The sequence below is a fragment of the Acinetobacter lwoffii genome (genome assembly GCF_015602705.1).
GTDB classification, from domain to species: Bacteria; Pseudomonadota; Gammaproteobacteria; order Pseudomonadales; family Moraxellaceae; genus Acinetobacter; species Acinetobacter lwoffii_E.
Genome location: NZ_CP059081.1, coordinates 196,855 through 217,949, shown reverse-complemented (window position 1 = coordinate 217,949; position 21,095 = coordinate 196,855). Strand labels below are relative to the sequence as shown.

General features: G+C 44.3%; 14 protein-coding genes, 2 tRNA genes and 3 rRNA genes. 7 read left to right on the top strand and 12 right to left on the bottom strand.

Annotated elements, in window-relative coordinates:
* Positions 1-139 precede the first annotated feature (139 nt).
* From H0S56_RS00950 to def, 9 genes are all read right to left on the bottom strand, one after another.
* Positions 140-1,333, bottom strand: coding sequence for an MFS transporter (locus tag H0S56_RS00950; protein WP_004644878.1), 1,194 nt, complete (start codon positions 1,331-1,333; stop codon positions 140-142).
* A 154-nt stretch (positions 1,334-1,487) separates the two neighbouring features.
* A 5S ribosomal RNA gene (gene rrf / locus H0S56_RS00945) occupies positions 1,488-1,602 on the bottom strand.
* Between the two features lie 177 nt (positions 1,603-1,779).
* A 23S ribosomal RNA gene (locus H0S56_RS00940) occupies positions 1,780-4,673 on the bottom strand.
* A gap of 476 nt (positions 4,674-5,149) precedes the next feature.
* Positions 5,150-5,225, bottom strand: a tRNA-Ala gene (locus H0S56_RS00935).
* A gap of 71 nt (positions 5,226-5,296) precedes the next feature.
* Positions 5,297-5,373: transfer RNA gene (locus H0S56_RS00930), tRNA-Ile, on the bottom strand.
* Between the two features lie 60 nt (positions 5,374-5,433).
* Positions 5,434-6,971: ribosomal RNA gene (locus tag H0S56_RS00925) — 16S ribosomal RNA — on the bottom strand.
* The 16S, 23S and 5S rRNA genes sit together here with 2 tRNA genes alongside, the layout of an rRNA operon.
* Positions 6,972-7,726: 755 nt before the next feature.
* Positions 7,727-9,814, bottom strand: a complete 2,088-nt coding sequence (locus H0S56_RS00920) for a TonB-dependent copper receptor (RefSeq protein ID WP_195725450.1) — start codon at positions 9,812-9,814, stop codon at positions 7,727-7,729.
* 72 nt (positions 9,815-9,886) lie between these two features.
* Complete coding sequence (locus tag H0S56_RS00915) at positions 9,887-10,297, bottom strand: DUF2946 family protein (RefSeq protein WP_191112935.1); 411 nt, start codon at positions 10,295-10,297, stop codon at positions 9,887-9,889.
* 92 nt (positions 10,298-10,389) lie between these two features.
* A complete protein-coding gene (def, locus tag H0S56_RS00910) occupies positions 10,390-10,920 on the bottom strand; it encodes a peptide deformylase (RefSeq protein ID WP_004644875.1) in 531 nt (176 codons plus the stop codon).
* A gap of 120 nt (positions 10,921-11,040) precedes the next feature.
* Between def and H0S56_RS00905 the strand changes: the two genes are divergently transcribed.
* From H0S56_RS00905 to H0S56_RS00895, 3 genes are all read left to right on the top strand, one after another.
* Positions 11,041-12,195, top strand: coding sequence for a LysM peptidoglycan-binding domain-containing protein (locus H0S56_RS00905; RefSeq protein WP_195725449.1), 1,155 nt, complete (start codon positions 11,041-11,043; stop codon positions 12,193-12,195).
* A gap of 91 nt (positions 12,196-12,286) precedes the next feature.
* Positions 12,287-13,426 (top strand): DNA-processing protein DprA, encoded by a 1,140-nt coding sequence (gene dprA / locus H0S56_RS00900; RefSeq protein ID WP_071850174.1) that lies wholly within the window; start codon positions 12,287-12,289, stop codon positions 13,424-13,426.
* A 41-nt stretch (positions 13,427-13,467) separates the two neighbouring features.
* Positions 13,468-14,037, top strand: a complete 570-nt coding sequence (locus H0S56_RS00895) for an L-threonylcarbamoyladenylate synthase (RefSeq protein WP_195725448.1) — start codon at positions 13,468-13,470, stop codon at positions 14,035-14,037.
* Between the two features lie 445 nt (positions 14,038-14,482).
* Here H0S56_RS00895 and H0S56_RS00890 read toward each other — a convergent pair whose 3' ends face one another.
* On the bottom strand, positions 14,483-15,379 hold the full coding sequence (locus H0S56_RS00890; RefSeq protein ID WP_195725447.1) for a DMT family transporter: 897 nt from the start codon (positions 15,377-15,379) through the stop codon (positions 14,483-14,485).
* Positions 15,380-15,569: 190 nt separating this feature from the next.
* On the opposite strand from H0S56_RS00890, the gene H0S56_RS00885 reads away from it, so the two are divergent.
* From H0S56_RS00885 to H0S56_RS00875, 3 genes are all read left to right on the top strand, one after another.
* Complete coding sequence (locus tag H0S56_RS00885; protein ID WP_195725446.1) at positions 15,570-16,115, top strand: glutathione peroxidase; 546 nt, start codon at positions 15,570-15,572, stop codon at positions 16,113-16,115.
* A 329-nt stretch (positions 16,116-16,444) separates the two neighbouring features.
* Positions 16,445-17,044: a hypothetical protein gene (locus H0S56_RS00880; protein ID WP_195725445.1), complete on the top strand. Its 600-nt coding sequence runs from the start codon at positions 16,445-16,447 to the stop codon at positions 17,042-17,044.
* 139 nt (positions 17,045-17,183) lie between these two features.
* Positions 17,184-18,179 carry a pirin family protein gene (locus H0S56_RS00875; RefSeq protein ID WP_195725444.1) on the top strand — a complete coding sequence of 332 codons (996 nt, stop codon included), beginning with the start codon at positions 17,184-17,186 and terminating at the stop codon, positions 18,177-18,179.
* A gap of 41 nt (positions 18,180-18,220) precedes the next feature.
* Here H0S56_RS00875 and H0S56_RS00870 read toward each other — a convergent pair whose 3' ends face one another.
* A complete protein-coding gene (locus H0S56_RS00870) occupies positions 18,221-19,597 on the bottom strand; it encodes an NAD-dependent succinate-semialdehyde dehydrogenase (protein ID WP_195725443.1) in 1,377 nt (458 codons plus the stop codon).
* A 323-nt stretch (positions 19,598-19,920) separates the two neighbouring features.
* On the opposite strand from H0S56_RS00870, the gene H0S56_RS00865 reads away from it, so the two are divergent.
* Positions 19,921-20,628: a hypothetical protein gene (locus tag H0S56_RS00865; RefSeq protein ID WP_195725442.1), complete on the top strand. Its 708-nt coding sequence runs from the start codon at positions 19,921-19,923 to the stop codon at positions 20,626-20,628.
* Between the two features lie 44 nt (positions 20,629-20,672).
* On the opposite strand, the gene H0S56_RS00860 is transcribed toward H0S56_RS00865, so the two are convergent.
* Positions 20,673-21,092: a F0F1 ATP synthase subunit epsilon gene (locus H0S56_RS00860; protein ID WP_004644865.1), complete on the bottom strand. Its 420-nt coding sequence runs from the start codon at positions 21,090-21,092 to the stop codon at positions 20,673-20,675.
* Positions 21,093-21,095: the final 3 nt, after the last annotated feature.

Below are 21,095 nucleotides of genomic sequence, written 5' to 3'. Positions count from 1 at the left end.
CCCTAGCTTGCTTGATTATAATTTATACAAAATCAGAGACTAACTGAATCACGCTCTATTTGTCACTTGAATCTAAAGTTTAAATATTTCAAAAAAGAAATTGATTCTATTTATGAGGAGGAAAGCTTGGAAATAATCTCTAATTTGAACGGAGTTTTAAACTGAATGACAAACCCGTCAGTAATAACGCGGCAATAAACACAGTTAATCCTATCCAGCCATAATTTTCCCACACCAATCCGCTTGAGCTCCCCAACACACTTGAACCTAAGTAATAGCAAAATAAATACAGCGACGAACCGACTGCCCGATACTGTAACGACTGGATCGACACCCAGCTACTGGCGGTAGAATGGGCAGCGAAGAAAGAAAAAGTAAAAATCAGCAATCCGGTAAAAACAACAACCAACTGATTGATCAGCATCAGCGACAAGCCCACAAGCATCATCAGGATCATGGCTGCCAATATTCTAAATTTTCCGTAATGCCGCCCCCAATGTGCTGCTCGAGGGGAACTATAAATGCCGGCCAAATAAGTAATCGAAATCACACCAATCCAGACATGAGATAGCTCAAATGGCGCTTGGATCAAGCGATAGCTCAGATAATTAAATACCGAGACAAAGCAGCCCATCAAGATAAAACCTTGCAGGAATAAAACCCGAAGTTTTGGATCAGCTAGATTCTGTCTAAATGAGTTTTTAAAACGATTCAGCTTGATTGGATAGGCTTTAAAATGTTGCGAAGCGGGTAAGAGGTAATAAAATAAGCCTGCAATACAGAGATTTAAAATACCAATCAACAAAGTAGCAGATTGCCAAGAGATAAAATCAACTAAAACTCCGGCAATTAAACGCCCTCCCATACCACCTATCGCTGTGCCAGAAATATATAAGCCCATGGCAAAACCGATATCCTTTTCTGCAATTTCTTCCCCGATATAAGTCATCGCGACTGCTGCGACACCACTGACTGTCAATCCAATCATTACTCGTGTGGTCAGAAACACGGACCAGATCGGCAATATTGCACTTAATAGTAATAATACTGAGACTGAAAATAGAGACCAGACCATAATCGGCTTACGACCGAATCGGTCTGATATTAGTCCAGTAAAAATCAGGCCAACTGCCAAGGCAATGGTAGAAAAAGATAAAGGGAAACTGCTTTGAGTCGGGCTGACCTGGAAATAATCAGCCAGAATCGGCATCATCGGCTGTACGCAATACAGTGATGAAAAAATGGCAAAGCCAGCAAGGAATAAGGAAAAAAGCACTGCTTTAAAAGCAGAAGAGCCATATTCAATATGGCTTGAAGATGAATTTGAGGACATATCCGCTCCATAGACCGGTTCAGTATACGCCTCTCAATTTTATTTTTATGTGATGTTTCAGTCGAAATAGCACATAAATAACATTTATTTGACTAAATTCCACGCATAAAAAAAACACCCCCGGCCTTATGGTCGGGGGTGTTTAGGAATAATGAGCTGGCGATGACTTACTCTCACATGGGTAACCCCACACTACCATCAGCGCTAAGAGGTTTCACTTCTGAGTTCGGGAAGGGATCAGGTGGTTCACTCTTGCTATGGTCGCCAGCACAACTGTTTATGGATACTTGCTAGGTCTTATTGAGATGCCTTGCTTTCTACCAAATAGAATTCATTAACAGATTTATCTGAGTTGGATAGTTTGTTCGTTTAGCGTAACTAAATCAAGTCACTTTGTTTAATATCGAATCAATCGAGCTTTTATACAACAACTGTTTGGGTGTTGTATAGTCAAGCCTCACGAGCAATTAGTATTGGTCAGCTTCACATATCACTATGCTTCCACATCCAACCTATCAACGTCGTAGTCTTCAACGGCTCTTTAGGAGACATAAAGTCTCGGGGAAATCTTATCTTGAGGTAGGCTTCCCGCTTAGATGCTTTCAGCGGTTATCCCTTCCGAACATAGCTACCCGGCGATGCCACTGGCGTGACAACCGGTACACCAGAGGTTCGTCCACTCTGGTCCTCTCGTACTAGGAGCAGATCCTCTCAAATTTCCAACGCCCACGGTAGATAGGGACCGAACTGTCTCACGACGTTCTAAACCCAGCTCGCGTACCTCTTTAAATGGCGAACAGCCATACCCTTGGGACCTGCTTCAGCCCCAGGATGAGATGAGCCGACATCGAGGTGCCAAACACCGCCGTCGATATGAACTCTTGGGCGGTATCAGCCTGTTATCCCCAGAGTACCTTTTATCCGTTGAGCGATGGCCCTTCCATACAGAACCACCGGATCACTAAGACCTACTTTCGTACCTGCTCGACTTGTGGGTCTCGCAGTTAAGCGCGCTTTTGCCTTTATACTCTACGCGTGATTTCCGACCACGCTGAGCGCACCTTCGTACTCCTCCGTTACTCTTTAGGAGGAGACCGCCCCAGTCAAACTACCCACCAGACATGGTCCTCGTCCCGGATAACGGGACAGAGTTAGAACCTCAATATTACCAGGGTGGTATTTCAAGGACGGCTCCATCGCAACTAGCGTCGCGACTTCAAAGCCTCCCACCTATCCTACACAAGTAAGATCAAAGTTCAATGTCAAGCTGCAGTAAAGGTTCACGGGGTCTTTCCGTCTAGCCGCGGGTACACCGCATCTTCACGGCGAATTCGATTTCACTGAGTCTCTGCTGGAGACAGCGCCCCCATCATTATGCCATTCGTGCAGGTCGGAACTTACCCGACAAGGAATTTCGCTACCTTAGGACCGTTATAGTTACGGCCGCCGTTTACTGGGGCTTCGATCAAGAGCTTCGCTTACGCTAACCCCATCAATTAACCTTCCAGCACCGGGCAGGCATCACACCCTATACGTCCACTTTCGTGTTTGCAGAGTGCTATGTTTTTAATAAACAGTTGCAGGGGCCTGGTTTCTGAGGCTGTCGGCCGCTCAAGGAGCAAGTCCTATCACAGACAACAGCGTACCTTCTCCCGAAGTTACGGTACCATTTTGCCTAGTTCCTTCAGCAGAGTTCTCTCAAGCGCTTTGGTCTACTCGACCTGACCACCTGTGTCGGTTTCGGGTACGATTCCTGTGTAACTGAAGCTTAGAGACTTTTCCTGGAAGCATGGTATCAGCCACTTCACTGTACAAGTACAGCTTGCTATCAGTTCTCAGCATAGAGTACCCCGGATTTGCCTAAGATACATGCCTACAACCTTCCACCTGGACAACCAACGCCAGGCTGACTTAACCTTCTCCGTCCTCTCATCGCATTACACAGAAGTATTGGAATATTAACCAATTTCCCATCGACTACGCCTCTCGGCCTCGCCTTAGGGGTCGACTCACCCAGCCCCGATTAACGTTGGACTGGAACCCTTGGTCTTTCAGCGTGCGAGTTTTTCACTCGCATTGTCGTTACTCACGTCAGCATTCGCACTTCTGATACCTCCAGCAGACTTCTCAATCCACCTTCATCGGCTTACAGAACGCTCCCCTACCACGCATAATAAATTATGCATCCGCAGCTTCGGCATATAGTTTTAGCCCCGTTACATCTTCCGCGCAGGCCGACTCGACTAGTGAGCTATTACGCTTTCTTTAAAGGGTGGCTGCTTCTAAGCCAACCTCCTAGCTGTCTATGCCTTCCCACATCGTTTCCCACTTAACTATAATTTTGGGGCCTTAGCTGGCGGTCTGGATTGTTTTCCTCTTGACTACGGACGTTAGCACCCGCAGTCTGTCTCCCGGATAGTACTCATTGGTATTCGGAGTTTGCATCGGTTTGGTAAGTCGGGATGACCCCCTAGCCGAAACAGTGCTCTACCCCCAATGGTATTCGTCCGAGGCGCTACCTAAATAGCTTTCGGGGAGAACCAGCTATCACCAAGTTTGATTAGCCTTTCACCCCTATCCACAAGTCATCCCCTGGCTTTTCAACGACAGTGGGTTCGGTCCTCCAGTTAGTGTTACCCAACCTTCAACCTGCTCATGGATAGATCACCTGGTTTCGGGTCTATACCCAGCAACTAAACGCCCTATTAAGACTCGGTTTCCCTACGGCTCCCCTATGCGGTTAACCTTGCTACTGAATATAAGTCGCTGACCCATTATACAAAAGGTACGCAGTCACCGAACAAGTCGGCTCCCACTGCTTGTATGCATGCGGTTTCAGGATCTATTTCACTCCCCTCACAGGGGTTCTTTTCGCCTTTCCCTCACGGTACTGGTTCACTATCGGTCAGTCAGGAGTATTTAGCCTTGGAGGATGGTCCCCCCATATTCAGACAAGGTTTCACGTGCCTCGCCCTACTCGACATCATCATATAAGCCCTTTCGTGTACAGGACTATCACCGTCTACGGTCGCACTTCCCAGAGCGTTCCACTAGAACTTATATGACTTAATGGGCTCTTCCCCTTTCGCTCGCCGCTACTGAGGGAATCTCAATTGATTTCTTTTCCTAAGGGTACTGAGATGTTTCACTTCCCCTCGTTCGCCTTGCAACACTATGTATTCATGTTGCAATACCTACCTTATGGTAAGTGGGTTTCCCCATTCAGACATCTCCGGATCACAGGATATTTGCCGCCTCCCCGGAGCTTTTCGCAGGCTATCACGTCTTTCTTCGCCTCTGACTGCCAAGGCATCCACCACATGCACTTAATTACTTGACTATACAACCCCAAACAGTCGTTTATCCTTACAAGTGGGATAAGCAACAGATTGTGTCTTTCAACACTCTCATACAGTTGGCGTTTCGTAGATTCAACTACTGTACAGCTTCAATTAGATTCATATACCAAAACGCTTGATTCAGTTAATTTCGCTAGAACTCATTTCTTTAATCTTCACATCACAGTAATAAATCACTGTTAGTGTTGATCTTAAAAACGAGTTTGAACAAATTATTTCAACTCAAATATATTCTGTTAATGATTTTTCCAGCCTTCGTCAGGTCAGGAAACTGTGATAAATCACAGAGATTATCAAGTGCGCGTATCATAACGCTTGTACTTGTTAATCTCTAGGATCTAAACACCTGATCGCTTAGGAACTAAACAACTTCATCACTGTATGCTTACATACTGCGCGAAGCGTAGCTTCTTGCTTAAATTTCAAGTAAAAGCAGTGCTTTTATGATCTTGAAATTTGGTGGAGACTAGGAGAGTCGAACTCCTGACCTCCTGCGTGCAAAGCAGGCGCTCTACCAACTAAGCTAAGTCCCCAGCTTATCAATAAGTCAATGTATCGTTCTGTTCTGTTTGCTTCAGCACTTTCATGCTTCGTTAGTCAGATTTGGTGGGTCTGACAAGACTTGAACTTGTGACCCCACGCTTATCAAGCGTGTGCTCTAACCAACTGAGCTACAGACCCTCAGATACATCGTATGAAGAACAACTTGTTGTGGATTCTTACCAATCGTCAATCTTTCGTTAAGGAGGTGATCCAGCCGCAGGTTCCCCTACGGCTACCTTGTTACGACTTCACCCCAGTCATCTGCCACACCGTGGTAAGCGTCCCCCCTAAGGTTAGACTACCTACTTCTGGTGCAACAAACTCCCATGGTGTGACGGGCGGTGTGTACAAGGCCCGGGAACGTATTCACCGCGGCATTCTGATCCGCGATTACTAGCGATTCCGACTTCATGGAGTCGAGTTGCAGACTCCAATCCGGACTACGATCGGCTTTTTGAGATTAGCATCCACTCGCGTGGTAGCAACCCTTTGTACCGACCATTGTAGCACGTGTGTAGCCCTGGTCGTAAGGGCCATGATGACTTGACGTCGTCCCCGCCTTCCTCCAGTTTGTCACTGGCAGTATCCTTAAAGTTCCCGGCTTAACCCGCTGGCAAATAAGGAAAAGGGTTGCGCTCGTTGCGGGACTTAACCCAACATCTCACGACACGAGCTGACGACAGCCATGCAGCACCTGTATGTAAGTTCCCGAAGGCACCAATCCATCTCTGGAAAGTTCTTACTATGTCAAGACCAGGTAAGGTTCTTCGCGTTGCATCGAATTAAACCACATGCTCCACCGCTTGTGCGGGCCCCCGTCAATTCATTTGAGTTTTAGTCTTGCGACCGTACTCCCCAGGCGGTCTACTTATCGCGTTAGCTGCGCCACTAAAGCCTCAAAGGCCCCAACGGCTAGTAGACATCGTTTACGGCATGGACTACCAGGGTATCTAATCCTGTTTGCTCCCCATGCTTTCGCACCTCAGTGTCAGTATTAGGCCAGATGGCTGCCTTCGCCATCGGTATTCCTCCAGATCTCTACGCATTTCACCGCTACACCTGGAATTCTACCATCCTCTCCCATACTCTAGCCAACCAGTATCGAATGCAATTCCCAAGTTAAGCTCGGGGATTTCACATTTGACTTAATTGGCCACCTACGCGCGCTTTACGCCCAGTAAATCCGATTAACGCTTGCACCCTCTGTATTACCGCGGCTGCTGGCACAGAGTTAGCCGGTGCTTATTCTGCGAGTAACGTCCACTATCCAAGAGTATTAATCTCGGTAGCCTCCTCCTCGCTTAAAGTGCTTTACAACCAAAAGGCCTTCTTCACACACGCGGCATGGCTGGATCAGGGTTCCCCCCATTGTCCAATATTCCCCACTGCTGCCTCCCGTAGGAGTCTGGGCCGTGTCTCAGTCCCAGTGTGGCGGATCATCCTCTCAGACCCGCTACAGATCGTCGCCTTGGTAGGCCTTTACCCCACCAACTAGCTAATCCGACTTAGGCTCATCTATTAGCGCAAGGCCCGAAGGTCCCCTGCTTTCTCCCGTAGGACGTATGCGGTATTAGCATCCCTTTCGAGATGTTGTCCCCCACTAATAGGCAGATTCCTAAGCATTACTCACCCGTCCGCCGCTAGGTAATGTAGCAAGCTACATTTCCCCGCTCGACTTGCATGTGTTAAGCCTGCCGCCAGCGTTCAATCTGAGCCATGATCAAACTCTTCAGTTTAATACTATGTAGCACCTTAAAGGGTGCCAATCTTGGCTCATCAATTTTCTGACAAATATTTCTCAAATAAACTTCGAGTAATTTCTACCATCAATCAATGAAAATAATTTCGATCGATCAACCAGTAAAAATCCACACAAGTTGTTCTTCATAATCTTTTAATGATCTTCTTGCTGATTCGTCACCAGCAAGCTAGGTCGGCTATATTACTCTCTATCTCTAGAAAGTCAACCAGTAATGAAAACTATTTTTAAAATTTCTTTCTAAAACCCAACCCAATCAATCTTAACTAAGTCACTGTTTTATCAGAAGTTTTAATCTTCATCACCGCCGATGGATGTGCATTCTACAGTATTTCAGAGCCCTTGCAACACTTCTTGCAAAGATTTTTTATCATGTGTTTATTTTTCAAACCAATAAAAATATAAGTAATTGTTATATATAGTTAATTTATTTTCATTGTTTTTGAATTTTATTGAGCACATTCAATAAAACCCCTCCACAAACACAATAAGATATTGTTTTATTTCAATTTAAATTGTGAAAATTTTTATCACATCACTTATATCGTTCATTTCCCATTCTATTCTTGTTTGATTCTTCATCAATCTGGCGTTTATATACACAAAACTTGTTTTATTGGGTCTTCTTTCAATATACATAGGCCCTATTTAAATATGGAAATATTGATTGCAACGCTAAAAATTAAAAAGCCATCGCTATTGAGCAATGGCTTTTGGAGTACTGAGGAACAATTAGAATTTCATACTGACACGTGCCCAGTAATTACGTCCCATATTATTAAACTGCTCGGTTGTTGGTAAACCTGTCCCGGAAGCCCCCATTTTATTTAAGTGCTCGGTATAAGTCCGGTTTAGGACATTATCGACTCCGACTGATATATCCACGCTATCCATGACATGGTAGCTACCATTTAAAGACAAAGTGCCAAAGCCTGCGCTCTGCTTATTGTCATAACCCACAATATTACCTTCGTTACGACTGATCCGGTTTTGACCATCTACTACACGCCATAGCAATCCAAAATTATATTTGTCTTGAACATAACGCAAGTTAACACGGGCTTCTAAAGGTGAAATTTGTGGCAACGGCGTATTGTCTGTGGTGTTTTCACCCCAAGCATACATGGCACTGATATCTGCCTGAATTGCATCAGTAAACTGATAACCAATTCCAGCTTCTGCGCCTGCAATGGTTGCATCGATATTTCTTGAATCCGCACCATTGATTTTTACTGACTGCATTCCCCCCATATCACTCTGCATATGATGACCATGTCCAGAGTTTGCAGACTTAGGATAAGTCATCAAAATAAAATCCTGAATCACACCGGCATAAGCCGATACCCAAGAATTAAACGCGCCATGATGATGTTGATAGCCCAGATCGAGTTGTAAGGTCTTTTCTGTTTCCAGTTGTTTAAATGTATTTGCAGTTATTCCATGATAATCGGTCTTAAATAATTCCCAATAATCAGGCACACGCTCCACATACCCCAGTCCGATATAGGTTTTACCTTCATCATGTTCTGGATGGGTATTTTCAAAACGAATGAAGCCGCTTGGCAAGGTTTCCTGACGGTTCTGTCCAGTTTTTAAGGCATCAATGTCCACTTGATCGACCCGCACACCAGTAACCAATTTGTTGTTATCACTTAGTTCATGACTTAACTCAGCAAACGCTCCATATGACTGGAATTTCATATCTGGAGTGAGCGGCATATTCATGCTTGTGGATGTCATTCCTCCAGCATGCGTATTGCGCTGAGAATCCATCCCGGCAATCAATTGGTTTTGATCCCATTCACTCGTTAGCACCATACGGGTATTTAAAGTACGGCGCGTAACCTGCATTTCAGAGGGTGCTGGCTGCATGCTATGAGTATGCTCATCATGCTTCATCGGCACTGGACGCAGGCTAAAATTATCCATGATGTGGTCGTTATAGTTATAGTTGATCTGTGCCTCAACTTTCTGAATTACATCAGTCAGATTTTTCTTTTCAACACGTAAACCCAGACTTTCACGGGCAAACTGTGATCCATCCATATCACGACCAGCATAAACAGCTTCACCATCTGCCTTACCACCCGTCAATTCTACCCAAGTATCTGCATCTGGAGTCCATCCCAAAGCTAGATCCGCATTCCAGCGCTCCCAATCTGAAGGCACAGTGGTTCCATCACCATCTTGATAGCTATTCGATACCGAACGATTGGTATTGAGTCGGACATATTTCTGTTCATCGCCTGCTGCGACTTCCACATTATGATCAAGACGTCCGAAAGAGCCCATCAAGACACTGGCCTGACCACGATAGTTTTGATCTTGATCAAACTGTTCCGGTGTACGTTCAAAAATCACTGTGGCCGCAGAGCCAGTATTGGCATACTGAACCGTCTGCGGGCCTTTAATCACCGAAATACGGTCATAGCTTTCCGGGGAGATATAGGAGGTCGGCGAATCCATACGACTTGGGCAAGCGCCCAGGTTTTCGGTGCCATCGGTCAGGATCTTAATTCGTGAACCAAACATGCCGCGGAACGTCACATCACCATTGGTACCGGCACCGCTATTGACCGAACTAAAACCGACAATACTTTGCAAATAATCCGCACCATCACTGGCAGGAATCGGTTGAATCGGCTGTTTTGGATCAGCGCGAACAATCAGCCCATTGGCATCATTACCTGCTGCTGACGTCACCACAATCGGGGCAAATGTCTGAACCGGCATGGCGTCATTGGCCATCACCACCGAAGAATAACAAGCAACACAAATCGCAGCCGCAAGTGGCTGTAAAGAAAATTTAGGCTGAGCCATTTCTCTATCTCACTAAATACATAAATTAGGCACGGCTTGAGTCAATACCAACCCAAGCTGAAAAATGCAGATTTATGCAGGCAGTGGTGGCGCTCGCCCCTGAGGAATTAAGAAGAGTTGTTGAAGGACAAACCAGACATGCTTAAAGGTTTTTTGATAGGCAATTAAACGGACATGAATCCGGTCAAGTACCTGTTTGATGTCCAGATCCGGCGGTAAGACTAAATTGGCATGAACCTTACAGTACTGACACTGATGATTGGCATCATGATGATCATGTTGAAGATGATCAGATTGGACAAGGTGAGTATGCTCGCCGGCGCTATGCTGCGCATGGGCATCTGTTGCGATAAAAAGCGCACGCGTGATGGTTTCACAGACCGGAGCAACCTGATATTGCTTCGGTAACAAAGGCTGTAAAAATACAGCAATCTGTAGAAACACAGCTGCAAATGCAAATAGCAGCCCCGCGCGTAAAAACACAGGCTATTCCTAAAATATGCTTATGTTGATTATAGCAAAGCCCAATCAGAATTGGGCTTTGCTATACCATTTAAATAAACTTTAAAATGATCCTAGCGTTTCACTGCCACTTTGTCTTTATTACGCTGGCGGACCAGTTTTTCCACTTTTTCACGTGCACGTTGACGTTTTAATGGCGATAAATAATCGACAAATAATTTGCCATTTAAGTGATCCATTTCATGTTGGATACACACAGCGAGAAGTCCGTCAGCATCGAGCTCAAATGCTTGACCTTCCAGATTAATTGCCTCAATTTTTACGCGTGACGGACGATCAACTTTATCGTATATTTGAGGAACTGATAGACAGCCTTCTTCGTAGGGCTGCGTTTCTTCAGTCAATGGTGTGATTTTGGGGTTAATAAACACCATCGGTTGATCTTTATTTTCAGACAGATCCATAACAATCAGCTGAATATGACGATCCACCTGAGTCGCGGCAAGTCCGATACCTGGTGCTTCATACATGGTTTCAAACATATCCGCAGCGAGCTGACGAATTTCATCAGTCACTTCTTCGACAGGTTGTGCAATGGTACGAAGACGGGGATCCGGGAAACTTAAAATAGGTAATAAGGCCATACTGCGTCCTCAATTATGCCATTGATCAAAAAACCAAATGAAGGGAATGCTTCATCAAAAAAATGTGTGTAAGATCGTTATTATAACGCAACTACGCACATAATTTTAGGAATTATGATAATGAAAAAGGTTTTGAAGGGCATGCCATTTTTTAGTGCCTTGGGGTTTAAAAATCAGATGCTGGCACTTGCCGTTTGTGTAGGCGTCAGTATGGGGACCATTCATTCTGCCGAGGCAGCACCTGCACGCAACGTCAATCCACCGGCATTAAAAGCCAATGCACCGAACGTTTATGTGGTGAAAAAAGGCGATACGCTTTGGGACATCTCGAAACGTTTCCTGAAAAATCCGGTACGTTGGCCGGAAATCTGGGCCAGCAATAAGCACGTGAAAAATCCACACTGGATTTTCCCGGGTGACCGCCTGTTAATGTGCGATTACCAGGGCCGTCCAATTATTGGTAAAGACGAAGGTGATGGTTGTGAAGGTATTATCAGCCGCTATCTTGGCAGTACTTCTCTGCAACCCCAGATTCGGGTTGAATCTTTAAATAATACCATTCCAGTGATTCCGCTTGAGCATATCAAGCAGTGGCTGGAACGCTATACCCTTCTGGCACCTGATTCAGTTCAGGGCACACCCTACATTCTCGGAACTGCAGATCAGCGCGTACTGGCTGGCAAAGGCCAGAAAGTTTATGCACGTGGTCACGGTCTGGTAGTTGGCCAACGCTATGCGGTGTATCGTGAAGCGGAACCGTATGTATTTACGGATGCAAACGGCAAGAAATATACGGCTGCACTGGAGCTGCAACAGGTGGCATCTGGTATTGCAGTTCGTGGCGAAGGTGATGTGACCACACTTGAACTGACAGATAGTTACAATGCTGAAGTACGTCGCGGTGATCGTGTCTTACCTGAATACGATCCAATGTTACCGACTCTGTTCTATCCGACCAATGCAGAAAATATTGCTGCCGGTGGTCAGATTGTGCGTGTATTGGGGTCAATTGGTACAGCAGCACGTCATAGTGTCGTTACCATTGACCGTGGTACGGTACATGGGGTTCAGACTGGACATGTCTTTAGCGTGAATCAAAAAGGTGAAGTGGTAACTGATCCTAAAACCAAAGAACGGGTGCAATTACCGGGCGAGCGTATTGGTCAGGTCATGGTATTTAAAACCTTCGATCAATTGAGCTACGCTTATGTGCTGGAAAGTGAATTACCAATCAAGGTTGGTGCCAACATTCAGCCGCCACTATTAGAAGACTAAGCTTTTAAACGGGATGATGTGGATTGATCGGCATCATCCCTCTTGTTTGAACTCATACCCATAATAAGAAGACACCGAAATAGGTCTCACCATGTTGAATACATTGTCGACAGCGCAAATCCATGCCATTACGCTGTGGTATTTACTGCAACACTCCCTCAGCAGCTTTTATAAAATCAGTCAGCATTATGCAGACCTCGCCCATGCAATTGATGGTTCTCAAACCGAAACCTGGCGTAAGTTGGGCATTCATAAAAACCACATTCAGCGCCTGCAAGATTTCCAGTCAAGTGAGTCGCAGCTCCATTTTCAGCGCAGTCTTGAGCAGATCCAGTTGCACAGTGACTTTGTGCTTTTACATACAGATGCCGAATATCCACAGCAATTGAGCCATTATGCGCATAAGCCGCCAATCCTGTTCGGGCAAGGGTATGCAGATCAATTGCTGCAACCGCAAATCGCGATTGTGGGGAGTCGCAAGCCAAGTCTGCACGGCCGGCAAGTCGCTTATGACTTTGCTTTTTATTTGAGTGAACAGGGTTTTTATATTAATAGTGGCCTGGCACAAGGGATTGATGAAGCAGCACATCAGGCCGCATTACAACATCGGCGAACGATTGCAGTGATGGGCACAGGCATTGAACAGACCTACCCTGCCGCCCATCAAACACTACGTCAGCAAATCATCGAACATGGAGGTACGGTCATTACTGAGTTTTTGCCATTTACTCCCCCCTTACAGCAGCATTTTCCACGGCGTAACCGAATTGTCAGTGGCTTAAGCCTCGGGGTGATTGTGGCAGAAGCCGCCTTGAAAAGCGGTTCATTGCTGACCGCACAATGGGCAGCGGAACAAGGCAAGACCACATTCGCCATTCCGGGACATATTTACAGCGAGCATCATCAGGGCTGCCATCAACTGATTCGTGAAGGTGCAATTCTGATTGATCACCCGCAGCAGGTCATCGAAGAACTGGCACTGGCGACGCAATGGCAGGCTTTGGAAAATACTCCCAAACTGGAAGTCGCTGCAGCAGAATCACAACAGATCCCACCACATCTTCTTAGTCTATATAACCAGCTGGACTGGGTGGGACAGACTCTGGATCAGCTGGGAACGCAGGTGCAGCAAGAAGTATCTGCCTTGACCAGTCAACTGATGGAACTGGAATTACTCGGTTTTTGCACCCAGCAAGCCGGCCTGTATCTACGTTGTCGGATTCTTAAATAAGGTTCACAATAGCGCTTTGTTGTTTAATATAAGGTATCCACATGATCACTACCTCTGTTGCCGAAGCAGCAGCATGGCTTAAAGACGGACAAGTCTTGGCATATCCTACAGAGGCTGTTTGGGGCTTGGGTTGCGACCCCTATAATGAACAGGCATTTCATCAGATTTTAGAATTAAAACAGCGCCCGATTGAAAAAGGCGTGATTCTGCTGGCAGCTCATCTTTCACAGGTAGAACATCTGTTGCAGGATTTAACTGAAGAAATGCGTGAAAAAGTGATTGAATCCTGGAGCAATGACAAGCCTGCTGATCGCGCGACCACCTGGTTACTTCCTGCAAATAAAGACATTCCTGACTGGATTAAAGGTCATCATCCTAAAGTAGCCGTCCGCGTGACCACTCACCCGCTCTGTGTCGCATTGTGTCAGGCCTTTGGCGGTTTTATCGTTTCTACCAGTGCCAACCCTGCCGGTATGGAACCTGCCCGCTCACTGCAGGATGCGATCCGCTATTTTGCCCAGAACCTGAATTATCTGAATGGTGACCTCGGTTTAAGTCAGCAACCAAGCCGGATTATCGATGCAGTGACTGGCGTAGTTATTCGTGACTGAGTCCTGTCTGATTTAGTCGGGACACTCAAGCCCGACTAAAGTTTTAAGACAAAAAAAAGCTCAGCCATATAGGGATGGCTGAGCATAAAAAAGGATGTGCATAAATCACATCCAGAGGGTTCAGAAAATCTCTGGGAGTCTGATAAAACAAGGATTTTCTTGCTTGATCATTCTCGATGGGCGCATTATGAAAGAAACTGAATACAACAACAAGTACAATAAAACAATCAAATAATACATATTTTCTATTAATAGCAAACAATTTTTAACCAATATTCAAAATATCTTGCTCTTTCTATTCTCTTTTTAAAATAAAACGATATTTTTCTATTTGTTTTAACATTTGAAAATTAGCATTTAAAAGGGGATTTCAATTAAAAAAGTTTTGATCAACCGCTCAATATTTAATCAGAAAAAATGCTTAATCAGCTCTTTTAATTCCTGATTAAGCAGATCTTCCGGGATATTGAGCCCAGAGGATTCCGAGTAAAATGATGCCACCGCCGATACTGTGATACATGGTCCAGGCTTCACCTAACCACAAATATGCGACTACCGCGGTAAAGATCGGCATCAGGTTCATAAAAATACTACTGCGATTGGGACCAAGTTGCTGCACAGCCATCATCCAGAATAACGGCGCGGCAATAGAAGGGAAAATTCCGGCATAGATAATGCTGGCTGCATTAGCGTGATTGATGCTGTCCAGACCTAAAATCAATACCAAAGGAATATGATAGAGAAAGGCCATAAAAATCTGGATATACAGGCTCACTAAGAGTGGAATCTGAATCTGCCATTTCTTCAGAAACACGCCATAACAGGCATAGAAAAATACTGCGATCAACATCAACAGATCGCCAATATAACTTTCACCGACAGTTAAAAACTGCAGGCCCTGCCCTTGTGCCATGACATACATCAAACCAATAAAGGACAAGAGACTTCCCAGCACTGCAGCCTGTGTCGGGCGAATCTTTAAAACAAAAATACCCACGATAATGGTAAAAATAGGAATAAAGGCATTGATCAGGCCCATGTTGGTGGCAGTAGTGTAGTGTGCCGAGCTATAAGCCAGCCCCTGATACAGCACCATTCCCAGCGCACTCAAAATGGCAAAATGTCCGAGATGCGGACGAATCTGCGGCCACGCTGCTTTGACTTTGGGCAACATGAATGGAGTTAAAATCAGCAAGGCCAAGGCCCAGCGATAAAAACTGATACTGATGGGAGAAATATAATCTGCCACATAACGGGTAACCGTCATATTCAGAGACCAAATCAAAACTGCGGCCAGTGGTAAGGCCATGGCCCACCAGACTGCCTTTTGTTGCTGTGTCATACTTTCATCCATGATTCGCTGGTCTTGTTATTAAGCTATGCCTATTCGCGCATCCTAGCATAATAGATTTTTCACATAATATTGAGGCAATTTGCAGCTTTAAGTAACTAAGCTCACCTGTTTCTACTTGTACTGAAAGCGAATACCCGTTAAAACAAATACCGTTCAGTAGCAATAAACAGGAAATCTAATGACTCGCTCTGTATATGACATTCCAGTCAAAACCATTGACGGAACAGAAACCACTTTAAACCAGTACCAAGGTAAGGTTTTACTGGTGGTTAACGTCGCATCTAAATGTGGCCTGACGCCGCAATATGAAGGCTTACAAAAACTGTATCAGGACAAAAAAGCGGAAGGTCTGGAAATTCTGGGCTTCCCTGCCAATAACTTTTTGGAACAGGAACCCGGTAGCGAAGCCGAGATTCAGGAATTCTGTTCAGTAAATTATAAAGTCGACTTCCCGCTATTTGCTAAAATCTCTGTCGCGGGCGAAGACAAGCATCCTTTATATACCACCCTTACGCAAGCGATCCCGGAACGCATCGGTGAAGGCCCTTGGTGGAAAGATCTGGTCGATTATGGCCTAACGCCAAACCAGCCACCAGAAGTACTATGGAACTTTGAAAAATTCCTGATCAATAAAAATGGTGAAGTGGTGGCACGTTTTGCACCGGATATTACTGCGGATGATCCACGGATTGTCGATGCAGTGAACGCAGAACTTGCAAAATAATTCTCGATTATTCTCATAAGCTTCAAGCTTGAAATAAGTATCTATTTTTTGATAGATACTTATTTTTTTTATTTAAAAACGATTATTTAATTGCATTAAAATTCACCTAAAAACATTTTCAAAGTGATTGCAGGCCAAACAAGCCAATTTGGTGAGAGCAAAGTACTTCTTTACCAGCTTTTAATAATCTTTTTCTTGTTTTTGAATAGAGCAACGTTCGCAACCCAGAAGAATTGTTATGAGTTTGCAACAATCTTTTTTATCTCCATAGTTTGTCCTTATATTAAATACTACTCAAATTCCATCACCTGTATCGAGACCCTGATTCCATGTCCAAGATTCTTGCCAATGCTGTCCTTCCTTTCGCATTATTTAGCTCTGGAATTTTACTGATGGGCTGTGAACAGGCTGTCGAAGCACCGGCTGAACAGGCAGATACCACGACCTCAGATCTGGAACCAGCCTCTCAGCAACAGAGCTCAACAGCGCAAACCGAGCTTAAATCGGGCAATATGTTTTATATGGTTCGTGATGTCGCCGACTTGCAGCTCAAGGCCGGCAGTTATGTGGAACAGTTAAAACAGACCCAGACCGAACTGCAAACGGCGGTCGAAGCCAAGGATACCCAGCAACTGCAGTCCACTGCGACCCAGCTTCAACAGCAACTCAGCAGTTTTAATCAGGTGTTGAGCAACCTGAACTTGAAAAGTCAGGAAATTGACCAGATTCGTGACAACATTATGACCGCTAATCAGCAAGTTCTGGCTTCTCCCCTCTTAAATGGTCAGGTGGATTTCAGCCAAGTGAACTTGAAAAAGATTGAATCGCAGATGGTTAATGTGCAATCCGAAATGGTCAAACTGGCCGGCTTGCTGATCCAGAATCCAGATCAGGAAGCAGAGAACAATACTGATCAGGACAATACTTAAAATATTCAAAATCATATTTAAGGTGATTGATCGAAATACGTCTTCCTCAGTCGCCTTGCAGGCTATACACTGTTATGGATTATAAAAATTACATTTAGATCAAGAATTTTCATCCAATCGGATCATCAGGAGTTCAATCATGTCGAATTCAGTGCTGTATTCTGTGGTTCCAGTCACATCCCGGCTTGATCTGAAAGATCCTTTTATTTTTACCGTTCATCATCAAGATCATTATCCGCAAGGCAATTCTAAATTAGGCCCAGTTTCCCCGCCACAGCAGCATGAATATGACATGTATTATGGCGAGAGTATTCCTGGCTTTCCGGAGCATCCGCATACAGGTTTTGAAACCATTACCATTGTCGAGCGCGGTTATGTCGATCATTTTGACTCGCTGGGAAACTCGGGACGTTATGGTGCAGGTGATGTGCAATGGCTGACTACCGGCAATGGGGTGCGGCATTGCGAGATGTTTCCCTTAGTCCATCAGGATCAGGACAATCCTCTGGAGCTTTTTCAAATCTGGCTGAATTCCTCACCGGAACAGAAAAAGCAGCCGGCCGATTATAAAATGTTGTGGCGTGAACAGATTCCACATGTATTTTCAGCCGATGCGGCCGGACGTAAAGCGGAGATCCGGGTCATTTCAGGGCAGTTTAAAACAACTGAAGCACTGGACCGTCCAGCACATTCCTGGGCAGCACCCGTTGAAAACAGGGTTAATATTTATATGATCACGCTTGCGCCTGAGGCAGAGCTGATTATTCCGGCAAGCACTGCGAGTGCAACGCGGTTTTGTTATTTCTATCAAGGCAAAAGACTGGAGCTGGAAGGACAAAAAATACAGGTCAAGCATCTGGTAGAACTGAAACCAGATCAGGATATCCACCTCAAAGGCGGCCTACTAGAATCGCATATTTTATGGCTGGAGGGTGAACCGATCGGTGCACCGGTTGCTATGCATGGGCCTTTTGTGCTGAATAGTGCACAAGAGCTAGATACTGCTTTTCGTCGTTATCGTGAAACCCAGTTTGGTGGCTGGCCTTGGCCAAGTGCTGAACCGTCATTTCCACCAGAACACCCACGTTTTGCCAGTTATGAAGGTGGCAAACGTGAAGAATATCCAGACAAATAAGCCACTGAATAGTGGCTTATTTGATATCGGATCAGCTCATATTATTTTTTCGGGCTTTTGACGACGACCAGTTTCTTCTGCACAAACTCTCTAAAACCATCAATCGACAGTTCATGCCCATAACCGGAATTTTTGATTCCACCAAATGGCAATTCGGGCGTGGTGTCAGTAAACCAGTTGATCCAGATCATGCCAGTTTCTACCCGTGACGCCAGTTTTTTAGCGCGCTCGATATCCTGTGAATGAATCACGCCACCTAAGCCATAATTAGAATCATTGGCAATTTCGACAATTTCATCATCATCCTTGGCCACATAAATTTGTGCTACCGGACCAAAGAATTCTTCATACCAGGCTTCATTTTCACGCGTGATATTTTCCAGAATAGTCGGTGCATAGAAATTACCTTGATATTCTACAGCTTTGCCGCCAGTGACTACGGTCGCACCTTGTGCTACTGCCTTATCAACCTGTTTGCTGAGTTTTTCTAGCGCGTCTTTTGAAGACAGCGGTCCTAACGTCGTTTCAGGATCGAGCGGATCACCCAGTTTTAACTGTTCAAAAGCTTTCAGCATACCGGCTTTGAATTTTTCGGCAATTTTTTCATGCAGAATAAATCGTTTCGCCGCCGTACACACCTGCCCGGCATTATTGACCCGCGCCTGACAGCCTAACTTGATCGCGCGTTCCAAATCTGTATCATCGAGCACGATGAATACATCATTACCGCCCAGTTCCAGCGTTGATTTTTTAAGATGTTTCCCGGCCTGTTCAGCCACAGCACTGCCCGCACCTTCTGAACCTGTCAATGCCACACCACGCACACGCTTGTCTGCAATTACTTCAGCAACCTGATCACTGCTGATAAACAGATTGGTCCAGACACCTTTGGGTGCGCCTGCATCCAAGACTAGTTGTTCAAAGGCTTCCGCACATTGCGGTACAATGCCAGCATGTTTTGCCAGAACCGGATTACCAATCGCACAGTTCGGCGCAAAGACGCGCATCAGTTGATAAAATGGGAAATTCCACGGTTCCACCGCCATGATAATACCCAGTGGATGATGCTCAACCCAGGCCTCACCCAGTTCCGTTTCATAGGACACGGGCGCTAAAAATTCTTTGGCATGATCAGCATAGTATTCGGCAATTTTGGCGCAGGTTTCGATTTCACCTTCACTCTGCTTGATCAGTTTACCCATATCCAGCGTCATGAGTTTAGCGAGTTCAGATTTTTGCTCTCGCATATTGCTGGCCAATTTGCGCAGTACTTCAATACGAGTATCGACCTGTTGTGACCAGTCTGACTTTAGGATTTGTTCTGCTGTATCGAGTGCATTTTGAATATCTTGATCGCTATGGGATGGATAGTCTTTCAATTTTTGATTGGTAAATGGATTAATAGATTGATAAGCCATGATTTTCCCTTTTTCAATTATAAGTTTCGCCCGTTCAAAACCCAATCGCATCAAGTTATAACAAGCGAGTATCTGTTCGAATTATTTAACTTATCATTGATTTTTTTATGGCGTCTGTCTGCTTACAGATTGGTTCAAAACATTACTGAGAGCAGGTAAAAGTTATATTGAGTGGTACAAATTAAAAAAGTAATTCTATTTATAAGAGATTAAATACAATAAAAACTAGGGAATAAATTAGAAAACACTCAATAAATTGTTTTATTGAAATACTGCGTTTCATAGGTAAGATATTATATAACTAAATAACCAAATTATTAAAAATGAATAAACCTCAAATTATTTTCGATTTTCTTTGTAGAATTGAACTAATTGTAAAACAAAAGAAAGAGAGTCCTTTTGAATGCATGGCTAGAGGGTTAGAAATATCTGATTATAATGATCTAAATCTTTTAAGAATAAAATTAGCACAAAATGTATATGATGTTGCCGAATTCATAGAAGCTGATCATGGTATGGATTTACTGGATAAAACATGGATCAAAGATCTAATTTCTTTATTAATGGCTGATTTAAGCAATGCTCACGATTTTTATAATATAGCCAATAAACTTTTTCCATCGACCAAGAATTTTATAGGTTCACAGATTCGTCTTTGGAAATTGGTTAATGGTCAAAATGAAAAATTGGCTAGTGAATCTATATTAAAAATTAAAGAAAATACCAATCTTTTACTTCAAGATTTGGTTCAAAACTCATTGATAGATGATCATGTTAAAGCATTTTTAATAAAAAAATTAAGAAAAATTCTCGAAGCTTTGGATTACTACCAAATATATGGTAATGAAGGACTTATCGAAGTACTCGAAGAATCAATAGGTCATGCTTTTACAAATAAAAAATATGAAGATTTTCTAAAATCTGAAAATAGCAAAGCGTGGAAAGAATATTTAGTAATCGTTAGTACGACCTTGGCTGCATCTGATAGCTTTATATCTATTACAAATAATATCAGAAATTTTCTCCCATAAAAAAACCACCCTTTCGGGTGGTTTTTTCAATCTCAAACCGTCTCTTATTGAGCGCGGTTTTTGATTTTGCGGATCGTTTCCAACTGTGCAGCAGTTTCTGCAAGAGCAGCCAAAGCAGCAGCAGAGTCCAAATCGCTCTTTTGATTCGCAAGCAATGCTTCAGCGTGTTTACGCGCTTCAACAATAGCTGCTTCATCTAAGTTTTCTGCACGGACTGCAGTATCTGCAAGAACCGTAACAACATGCGGTTGAACTTCTAGAACACCACCAGATACATAGATCAACTCTTCTGTACCGTTTTCCAAAATAACGCGGATCGCGCCAGGTTGGAGCAAAGTTACCAACGGAGCATGGCCAGGCATAATACCCAACTCACCGCCAGCACCTTTTGCAATTAGCATAGTTATAGTGCCTGAGTACAAAGACTCCTGAACACTTACAACATCACATTGCATAGTCGCCATGAG